Below are 9,809 nucleotides of genomic sequence, written 5' to 3' on the forward strand. Positions count from 1 at the left end.
TAGGTTTTTCTACTTGTCTATTTTATTGGGGCTTGACATATCAGGCAGTTTTTTCAATATGACGAAGGTAATTTTGAATAATAAGGTGAGAATAGCTCTCGATATGTAAACATTCATTTTCTGTGTAAACTAAGGTTGCTGGAATTTGAGTGAAATTATTTTTATAAAATTCTTGCGCATTTTTTATCATTTGCTTTTTGGCAAAATGGCGATGAGCCACAAAGTCAGCGGTGGTTAAGTTTATTTCTAACAATATCTCGTGACGCATCTGATTGTTGTAGTCGAGAACAGTTAGATTTTCTAACCTTTCTTGCAAGGCCAGGATAAACTTTCGTCCATATTTTCGTCCGTGCAGATTTATCGTTAAAAAGTCTGAAGAAATCTTTTGAAGGCGGTCGAAGCTGGCATTGAGATGCTCAATATTTTTAGGCAGATTACTGCTGTCACGTAGTTCTTTAGCTGCTGCAAGTGTAGCCAGAGGATAGAGATACCAGTTGTGAGAGTCAAATTCAGAGAATTTGTTAAGAATTGGGGTGAAAAAATGATGGATGTCATACATAAGTGTTATATTTTTCCTTATTAAGTCTGTTATAATTATTTTTTATCTGTTGGTATATCTATGAAATATAGTTTATCAAATTTTAGATAGCAGACCAAATTATATGCAAAAAGTGCTAAATAAGCACTTTTTACTGTTGATTCATATGGCGTAAACAGTCCAGAAAACGCACGACTTTGGACTTTGAAAAACGAAATTCAATGTGATTTTTTTTCAAAAAAGCTAAAAAATCCTTTTTTCCCTGTTCACTGTCTGTTACTTCTAATTCTAGCTCGTAATCCGTATGCCCAAGATAGTCATTTTTGTCAAGAGCTGCTAGACCAATAGGAAGACGCTGTTCATAGCGAATAGTTGTTAAGCTCCCCACCAAGGTGATACTTTCTAAATCAACACCTCTCTCTTTCAAAATATCGCAGATTTCACTGAGGTCAGTTTTACCACAGGTGACGCTTTTTTGAGAGATAAGGTATTGTGCCTCTTCAAGCGTAAGCTCTATGTTATGCTCAATATTGCCTACCTGTTGAGGGACCTTAAGCGTCATTTCCGCTGAACGGTCAAAGGTACGTATACGTAGGGCTAACTTTTTCTTCCGAAGTGTAAAATCTTGGGAGTCAAGATAGTGATTTGTCTGTCGAACCGGAGTGACATGAGAAAAGAGGGTTTTCAAGCGGTCATACTCCGGCATGGAGAGCATCGTTTTATGCTCGATTTCTAAATTTGTTGACATTTTTATAAAAGATGCTCTATTTAGATTACTCTTTGCAAGATCTCCAAGAGAGACATCCTCCCTTCTGGTTAGAATGATAAATGATTTATTATTTAAAAGTATATCAAAAGCCCGTATCTAAGTAAAGTCACAAAGAAACTGGACCTCCTATTTCTAAGGTCTATGGTACATTTGTGACCGCTTTTTCCCACTCTAAATTATGTAAAGTTGTCTAGTTAATATAGGGGAGATATGGTATAATTTAGGAGGACTGTAATAAAATGCAAAGGAGAATTGACCAAAGGTTAATTTGGATAAGCTTATGACTGAAAGTACAGCAGCCGAATTTGATTGGGAAGAATTTCTTGATCCCTATGTTCAAACGGTCGGAGAATTAAAAATCAAACTCCGTGGCGTGCGCAAGCAATTTTTGAAGAAAAAACTCTACTCACCGATAGAATTCGTTACTGGTCGTGTAAAGCGCCGAGACTCGATTCGTAAGAAGGCTGTGATGAGGGGCTATACACTGGAAACGATTCAAGAGATGGAAGACATCGCTGGTGTTCGCGTTATGGTGCAGTTTGTTGATGATGTTTGGGATGTTTTGGAGCTCTTAAGAAAGCGTAAAGACCTAAAAATCGTTGAGGAGCGTGATTATATACACAATCAAAAAGTGAGTGGATATCGTTCATATCATGTTGTGATTGAGTATCCAATTGATACTATTGAAGGCTCACGGGTCGTTCTTGCAGAAATTCAAATCCGGACATTGGCAATGAATTTTTGGGCAACGATTGAACATTCCCTAAGTTATAAATATGGCGGGGTTATTCCGGAGGAAGTCCGAGAACGTTTGACTACTGCAGCACATATGGCAGCACAGCTTGATATGGAAATGGGAGCCATTCGAGAAGATATTCAGGAAGCACAATTGCTTTTTGATGATCCTCAAGCAAGGCTGGATTATAAAAAGGAAAACGGGGAAGACAATGAGCTCTGGTAAAAAAATCTGGTTGGTAGGGAACTCAAGTGAAAAATCACAGGAAACGCTGTTAGAGTTAACAGCGCTTTTGCAAGCTAAAAATTTTCAATTTGAGGAAGAAGATCCAGAAGTAGTTATCTCTGTAGGGGGGGATGGTACCTTACTCAAAGCCATGCATCTCTATGAGAATAAACTGGATAAGCTTCGTTTTCTAGGCGTTCATACGGGACATTTGGGTTTTTATACCGACTTCATGGATACTGATTTAGATAAGGTGATTGTGGCATTAGAATCAGAAGTAGCTCAACATGCTGTACATTATCCCCTTCTCCGTATTTTGGTGAAGTTCCAGGATGGTTCTGAAAAACTGCATTATGCGCTTAATGAGTCAACCATTCGCCGCACATCTAAGACTTTAGTGGCGGACATCAAAATATCTGATTTTCTTTTTGAGAAGTTCCGTGGTGATGGTCTTTCTGTGTCCACACCTACGGGATCAACAGCCTATAATAAGTCTATAGGAGGCGCTGTTTTGCATCCCCACGTGGAAGCCATGCAAATGGCTGAGATAGCCAGCCTTAATAATATTGTTTACCGAACATTAGGTGCACCGATGGTGGTTGCTAAAAAAGACACGATTATCATTTGTCCGGAAGATGTTGAGGACTATAGTGTCACTGTCGATCAGCTGAGTTTTAATTATGAAAAGATTGAAGCTATCGAATACAGTATGGACGGCAAAACGATTGCTTTTGCTAACTGTGCCCACACAAGTTTTTGGGAACGTGTGCGAAACGCATTTATTGGAGAAGTTGAGTAAGGGTATGAAGTGCTTGATGTATGAAAGCGATTTTTGACGACATTGGCTATTTTGAGAGATTTTGAGCTGTTTTTTTAGAGCAAAATAGCACAAGGAAGCTTTCTCGTTTTCATTCATTATTTCATGTGCTTGTCTTATTTTTGATTAAAACATATTTACTCATACGAAACAAATGTGATATAATAAAATCCTGTTCTAGGCAAACTCCGACATGTGTTGGAGTTTTTAGATGTCGAAAAGTAAGACTTAATCTGCTAGAAGGAAGCATACAAATGTTTGATCAGGAACAGACTTAAGAGGAGAAGTTAAGGCAGTGGAATTTTCGTTTACAAATACAATTGATGGGAACACGGTAAAAACTTTACTGAAGCAGCATGGTGTTTCCAAGCGCTTTCTTTCACATGTCAAGTTTGATGGTGGCAAGATTTTGGTGAATGGTATGGAGCGCAACGTTCTCTTTCCTTTGCAAGTCGATGATGTTGTGACGATTATAACACCGGTAGAACAAGGAACAGACCTGCTGATTCCCGAGGATATTGACCCAGAGGTGGTTTTTGAAGATGAACATTATTTGATTGTCAATAAGCCGGCAGGACGGACGTCAATTACGGGACGTTTGCATCCGACAGGCGCCATGTCTAATCTGGTCAAAGGCTATATTGTCCGTAAAAAATATGAAGATCAAACAGTGCATATCATCACGCGCTTGGATCGCGATACGAGCGGTTTGATGCTTTTTGCTAAGCACAGTCTGGCCCATTCTTTAATTGTGCATCCAAAGTACAAAGAGAGCGTGACAAAACGATATTATGCCATTATTTATGCGGATGAAAAATTACCAAAATCTGGCGAGATTAATCTGCCTATTGGTCGAGTAGAATCTTCAATCATCGAGCGGCGCGTGAGTCCTGATGGAAAGGAAGCGCGGACAAGCTATGAAGTTGTGGCGGAAAAAAATGGTCTGATGCAACTGGATGTTGTTTTACATACAGGTCGGACCCATCAAATCCGTGTTCATTTTTCACATCTGGGACATATTCTTGTAGGAGACGAACTTTACGGTGGCAACCATGAGTTAATAGATCGTCAAGCACTTCATTGTCATCATTTACAATTTGTACATCCTTTTACAAATGAATTAATCGATATTGAGCTAGAGATGCCAGAAGATATGCAAAGATTGATGGGTTAAGATGCTCCTATCATTGTTCCTAAAGGAACTAATGCTAGACGCCTATTCCTATGGGAATAGCCTAAGCATCTTATTAGCTTCAATTCAAAAAAATATCGTTTTTGAACTTCTCCATCATAAGATGCTCCTATCATTGTTCCTATTTCGTGAGCTGCCCGCGCAAGAAGAGAAGGATAATAATGTTTGCCGGTAACACGGTTACTCCCCCTTGTATTTACAATGCCGATGCGGAGATATTGAATAATAAGAAAAGACCTCCAAATGTTAAATTTTTAACTCTAACTTTTGGGGGCACTATATTTAGCAGATTGATGGCGGCTACTTATCAATTGTTGGACTGTCATTTTTCATGTAGCTACAAAGAGCTTGTTAGCGCTAAGCTCTTTTTTATTCCTTAACCTTATGTGATAGGAGGACAAGGGGGGGAACTATTTGCTTATCTTGTCAGCCTATAAAAAAATCTCTTGTATTTGAACAAGAGTTTTTTTATGTGTTAGGTGTTAGAAATCCCAGCCCTTGATAATTTTCACACCTGTAATTTTTTCAGGATTAACAGGTGAAGATTCTTCTTGAGGGTTATTTGGGTTTGTTGTCACTTTACCTGCAGCAATCTTATCTACAACATCCATGCCAGAGATAACTTGACCGAAGACAGTGTATTGTCCGTCAAGGAAAGGAGCTCCACCTTGTTTGTAGGCTTCGATAATCTTCTCAGGGTATTTTTCTGTTGTCAAGCCTTGATCCGCAGCTTTAGGATTCTGAACAATGAAGAATTGTGAGCTACTTGTTTCTCCCGGACCACTGTTAGCAAGTGATACTGCACCACGAATATTATAAAGCTGGTTAGAGATTTCAGTAGCAAAGGGCTTGTTATTATTCACAACCGACTTGCTGCCTGTTCCTTTGTTGCTAGGGTCGCCTGTCTGAATCATAAAGTTGTTAATCACTCGGAAAAACTCGTTGTCCTTATAGTAGCCCTCTTTAGCTAAAGCCAAGAAGTTTTCCACAGCCATCGGCGCAAGTTTAGGGAAGAGTTTAATGTTGATATTTCCTGCTGTAGTTTGGATTTGAACCTCAGCTTCGTCTTGCCCAACCTCAGTAGATAGCTGCGGGAGTGCTACACTTTGCAGGTCGTCTTTTGCATCAGTTGTGCTGCCGGAGTTGTTTGCAAAGTAAATTAGGCTGCCGACAATAACAACGACAAGGACTAAGAGTCCTCCAAAAATGATATTCGTATTTTTTTTCTTTTCCATTTCTATATTTTAACATAAATATTCCTCAGACTAAACGACTATGAAAAGTTTATTCTTGCAAAATTTTGAATAAAGGAATATACTAAATAAAAATATCAGGAAGGAGAATCATATATGTCTAAGTTTGACCGACAAGCTCAACATCATCATGTGCATAGATAGGAGTTGTGTCATACTTTTGGTATAGATGCAGCTTTAGAGTACGCTCGAAAGACATCTATGCCGGTGATTCTCAAAAAGACCGGATAGTTTGACTATTTGGTCTTTTCTTTTGGGCAAAATTATGCTGTAAGTGAACAAAAAGTTTTAGAGAAAGAAAAAAATATGAAAAATGAAAATCAAATAAAACGCGATTTAAAGCAGAGGCACATCACGATGATTGCCTTGGGTGGCACAATTGGTACGGGGCTCTTTCTGACTTCAGGAGCAACCATCAGCCAGGCAGGTCCTTTTGGAGCGGTAGCGGCTTACATTTTGGTTGGGATAATGGTTTATTTTGTGATGACTTCCTTAGGAGAGATGGCAACATATTTGCCAACATCAGGATCTTTTACAGATTATGGTTCACGGTTTGTTGATCCAGCTTTTGGCTTTGCTCTGGGCTGGAATTACTGGCTAAATGGAACCATCACCATTGCCGTTGACTTGACGACAGCAGGATTGATTACCCAATTTTGGTTGCCGCATGTCCCTACTTGGATTTTTTCAGGTCTGGCTGCTGTGCTTATTTTCGCGATCAATATTATGGCAGTCCGGGCCTTTGGAGAAACAGAATACTGGCTGTCTATTATCAAGCTGGTCACAATCCTTGTTTTTCTCGTGGTTGGGCTTTTGACAATTATCGGTATTTTTGGAAATCATATTAACGTTGTGGAAAATCTTACTGCTGAAAATCATGGCTTTGCAGGAGGTATCACGGGATTTGTGGGCGTTTTACTTATCGCAGGCTTTTCCTTCCAAGGCACAGAGTTGTTGGGGGTTACAGCAGGTGAAACAGAAAATCCTGAAAAGAGTATTCCTAAAGCGATGAACTCTATTTTCTGGCGCATCCTTCTTTTCTACATTTTTACAATCATTATTATTGCAGCGCTCATTAACTATCAAGATCCACGATTGTTGAATTCTGATTCGACAGCTGTGATGAGTCCCTTTACCATTGTTTTTAAAAACATTGGTCTGGCTGTTGCGGCCAGTGTGATGAATGCTGTTATACTAACCTCTGTCATTTCATCAGCAAACTCTGTCATGTACGCTTCGACACGTATTCTTTATTCTTTGGGAAAAAAAGAAGGTGCACCAAAACACTTCTCCAAAATAGCCAGAAACGGTATACCTATAAACGCCTTGTTGGCAACTACAGCTGTATGTGTGATTGCTTTTTTAACAGGGATTTTTGGGACGCAAATTTATCTTCTACTGGTTGATTTATCAAGTTTGACAGGATTTATCGCTTGGGTAGGAATTTCTCTTAGCCATATACGCTTTCGTCGTGCTTTCCTAGTACAAGGGAGGGATCTAAAGACGCTTCCTTATCAAGCCAAATGGTTTCCCTTTGGTCCCATTATATCCCTAATAATGACAGTGGCAATTGTGATTAATCTTAATCCAGCATTACTTTTCAGCAGTCACTGGGGAGAAGGTTTAGCCCTATACGCCGCGATTCCTTTGTTTTTAGCACTCTATTTCGGCTATAAATGGAAATATCATACAAAGTTAGTTCCACTCAAAGCAGTAGATTTGCGGCGTGAGAAATGATAGAATGATAGAATGAAGAAAATCAAAACCTATCTCCTCATCCCTTTACTCCTCTTACTTATCTTTATGAGCCTAACAGCCTATGGCCTTAGCCAAAAGGAAAATACATGGGAAAAAGTTGAAGAAAGTAAGACAATCACCATTGGTTACGAAGCAGACTTTGCACCCTTAAGCTCATCTCAGGAAAAGCAAAAACCTACAGGCTTCAATGTAGCTTTGGCTGAGGCTATCTTTGATTCTTACGATATTCGGATTAGGTGGAGAGCTTTGGACTGGTCTTCCAAGGAGAAGGCTTTAAGAGAGGGAGAAGTGGACCTAATCTGGGGACCCTATATCGTAAACAAGGCACATAAAAAAGATATGTTATTTAGTCAAACCTATCTTACTTCAAGAACTGTGTTACTTGTACCAAGGGAGGCGAATATTTATAATATCGGCGACATGCATGATTTACTTGTCGGAGGACAGAAAGCTTCTGTAGAGTACGAAATATTTGGTAAGTATCCCCATGTCTTAAAAAATATTGTAAAAGAAAATCTGATGTTTTTATATGATAAACCCAGTGAAGCAGTGGCAGCCTTGCAAGAGGGGAAAGTTGAAGCCCTTCTCTTGGACGAACATTATGCAAAGACTTACCTCAAGGAAAAGCAGCTTAATGCTGTATTTAACATTCTCAACACGCCATACCCCCAAGAAAATTATGTTGTCGCAGCTCGTAAGGGAGATAAAGAGCTGATCAGTAAAGTAGACCAAGGTTTACAAGAACTTCGTCAGTCAGGTGAACTTAGCAAGCTATCGCAGCGGTGGTTTCAACCCTAAGATGTTAAAATAAAAGGAGCGAAAGCTCTTTTTACTTTAATGAAGAGGAATAGATATGAAATTTATTGCAATTGTAGGTACCAATGCCAGTTTTTCCTATAATAGAAAGTTGCTCTGGTATATGAAAAAACATTTTGTAGATGAAGCCGAGATTGAGATTATTGAAATAGCGGGGCTTCCCTTATTTACTGAAGATAGTTTGGACTTGCCCAAGCAAATTTTGGAAATTGCAGAAGCGATAGAAGATTCAGATGGTCTGATTATTTCTACACCTGAATATAATCACGGGATTACAGCTGCTTTGAAGTCCTTGCTGGAATGGCTATCTTGGAGTGCAGTTCAGCCGCTTGTCAATACCCCGGTTATGATAGTGGGAACCTCCTTGGGCAAACAGGGAACTGTTTTTGCTCAGGAAAATCTTAGACAGATTCTTTCATCACCTGGTTTGGAAGCTTTTGTTCTGCCTGCTAACCAATTTCTACTCAGTCACGCAACAGAATCTTTTGATACCTCGGGAAATTTGATAGACAGGCAGACTATTTCTTGGTTGGAGCACTGCTTTAGGAATTTTTGTCTTTATGCGAAAAGCTTGAAACCCCTGAGAAAGCTTATGGAGACAGATGCAGATACTGGAGCTTCTGAGCATGAGTGACTTTTTATCGAAAAAATATCAGGCACTCGGGACAGTTATTGAACTGAGCTTGCTGCGGGCAGAAGGATTAGCAAGTGTGGAAAAACTTGATCAGGCCTACGAAAAGATTGTACATTACGAAGATTTATTTACTGTCCACAGGGAGCATTCGGAGCTGATGGAAGTCAATAAGGCGGCAGGAGTGAAAGCAGTAAGTCTATCCAAAGAGGTTTATACGCTTACTCAAAAAGCTGTTCGTGTCAGTCAGGAGCACTTTGGCTTCAATGCAAGTATTGGACCGTTGGCTAAACTATGGCATATTGGCTTTGCAGATGCACGGGTTCCTTCGGATTTGGAAATTCAAGAAGCACTTTGTTTGACGAATCCTGACGGCATTAGTTTTGATGAGCAGGAGAAGGCAATTTTTCTCCCTGAAAAGGGGATGTCCCTAGATTTAGGAGGAATTGCCAAGGGTTATATTGCAGACAAAATTGCAGAATTTTGGAGGGAACAGGGTTTTTGTACGGGGATGATTAACCTTGGGGGAAATCTTCGTTTTCTAGGAAAGCCCTTAAATAGACAATGGCGTGTAGGTGTTCGGAATCCTTTGGAAAAGGATAAATCGCTAGTGTTACAAGTTTTAACAAGTTCAAGCTCGTCTGTAACTTCAGGGATTGATCAGCGTTATTTAGAGAGGGAGGGGAAAACTTATCATCATATTCTCAACCCCGAAACAGGTTATCCCCATGCGAACAATCTAGCGAGTGTGACTGTATTTTCTGACACATCACTGGACGGGGAGATTGAGGCAAAACGCTTGTTTTTTGCAGAAAATCCAGAAGAAGTTTTTCTTAAGAATCGCTCAGTTATTCGAGGGGCAGTTCTGATTAGCAAGGACAGAAAAATAAAAATTCTTGGGATGAAGCCTAAAGATGTGAGAGTGATGGACAAGGGTTTCGTCTTAAAAAACTAAGTAAAATCAAGACTCCTGAATTCGGGAGTTTTTTAATAGGATTAAAACTTGAGTTTTCTCATCAAACGCTCATTTCATTTGACCTTTTTTTTTTTTTTTATACTATAGACTCAGAAAGT

At 39.5% G+C, this 9,809-nt stretch carries 10 protein-coding genes; 7 read left to right on the plus strand and 3 right to left on the minus strand.

Annotated elements, in window-relative coordinates:
• Positions 1-40: 40 nt before the first annotated feature.
• Positions 41-559 (minus strand): dithiol-disulfide isomerase, encoded by a 519-nt coding sequence (locus B4H39_RS03680; protein WP_251423890.1) that lies wholly within the window; start codon positions 557-559, stop codon positions 41-43.
• Positions 560-689: 130 nt separating this feature from the next.
• Positions 690-1,286, minus strand: a complete 597-nt coding sequence (locus B4H39_RS03685) for a CYTH domain-containing protein (RefSeq protein WP_202230436.1) — start codon at positions 1,284-1,286, stop codon at positions 690-692.
• A gap of 301 nt (positions 1,287-1,587) precedes the next feature.
• On the opposite strand from B4H39_RS03685, the gene B4H39_RS03690 reads away from it, so the two are divergent.
• The 3 genes from B4H39_RS03690 to B4H39_RS03700 all read left to right on the plus strand — a co-directional run bounded on the left by B4H39_RS03690 (position 1,588) and on the right by B4H39_RS03700 (position 4,259).
• The gene (locus B4H39_RS03690; protein WP_202230435.1) at positions 1,588-2,268 is read left to right on the plus strand and encodes a GTP pyrophosphokinase; all 681 of its coding nucleotides are present in this window, start codon (positions 1,588-1,590) and stop codon (positions 2,266-2,268) included.
• Positions 2,255-3,067, plus strand: a complete 813-nt coding sequence (locus B4H39_RS03695) for an NAD kinase (RefSeq protein ID WP_251423893.1) — start codon at positions 2,255-2,257, stop codon at positions 3,065-3,067. Before B4H39_RS03690 ends, B4H39_RS03695 begins: the two co-directional genes overlap by 14 nt.
• A gap of 313 nt (positions 3,068-3,380) precedes the next feature.
• Positions 3,381-4,259 carry an RluA family pseudouridine synthase gene (locus B4H39_RS03700; RefSeq protein WP_202230433.1) on the plus strand — a complete coding sequence of 293 codons (879 nt, stop codon included), beginning with the start codon at positions 3,381-3,383 and terminating at the stop codon, positions 4,257-4,259.
• Positions 4,260-4,759: 500 nt separating this feature from the next.
• Here the strand turns inward: B4H39_RS03700 and B4H39_RS03705 are convergent, their stop codons facing one another.
• Complete coding sequence (locus tag B4H39_RS03705) at positions 4,760-5,512, minus strand: peptidylprolyl isomerase (RefSeq protein ID WP_202230432.1); 753 nt, start codon at positions 5,510-5,512, stop codon at positions 4,760-4,762.
• A gap of 324 nt (positions 5,513-5,836) precedes the next feature.
• Here B4H39_RS03705 and B4H39_RS03710 point away from each other — a divergent pair, with 324 nt between their 5' ends.
• The 4 genes from B4H39_RS03710 to B4H39_RS03725 are packed head-to-tail and all read left to right on the plus strand — an operon-like array spanning position 5,837 to position 9,690.
• The gene (locus B4H39_RS03710; RefSeq protein ID WP_251423897.1) at positions 5,837-7,267 is read left to right on the plus strand and encodes an amino acid permease; all 1,431 of its coding nucleotides are present in this window, start codon (positions 5,837-5,839) and stop codon (positions 7,265-7,267) included.
• A 12-nt stretch (positions 7,268-7,279) separates the two neighbouring features.
• Positions 7,280-8,086: a transporter substrate-binding domain-containing protein gene (locus B4H39_RS03715; protein ID WP_251423900.1), complete on the plus strand. Its 807-nt coding sequence runs from the start codon at positions 7,280-7,282 to the stop codon at positions 8,084-8,086.
• Between the two features lie 55 nt (positions 8,087-8,141).
• Positions 8,142-8,738, plus strand: a complete 597-nt coding sequence (locus tag B4H39_RS03720) for an NADPH-dependent FMN reductase (protein WP_251423903.1) — start codon at positions 8,142-8,144, stop codon at positions 8,736-8,738.
• Entirely contained in the window at positions 8,707-9,690 is a 984-nt protein-coding gene (locus B4H39_RS03725; RefSeq protein WP_251423906.1) for an FAD:protein FMN transferase, read from the plus strand. The genes B4H39_RS03720 and B4H39_RS03725 overlap by 32 nt, the downstream gene beginning before the upstream one ends.
• Positions 9,691-9,809: the final 119 nt, after the last annotated feature.

Origin of the sequence: Lactococcus sp. UBA7128 (genome assembly GCF_002492185.1) — a bacterium.
Lineage (GTDB): Bacteria > Bacillota > Bacilli > Lactobacillales > Streptococcaceae > Lactococcus > Lactococcus muris.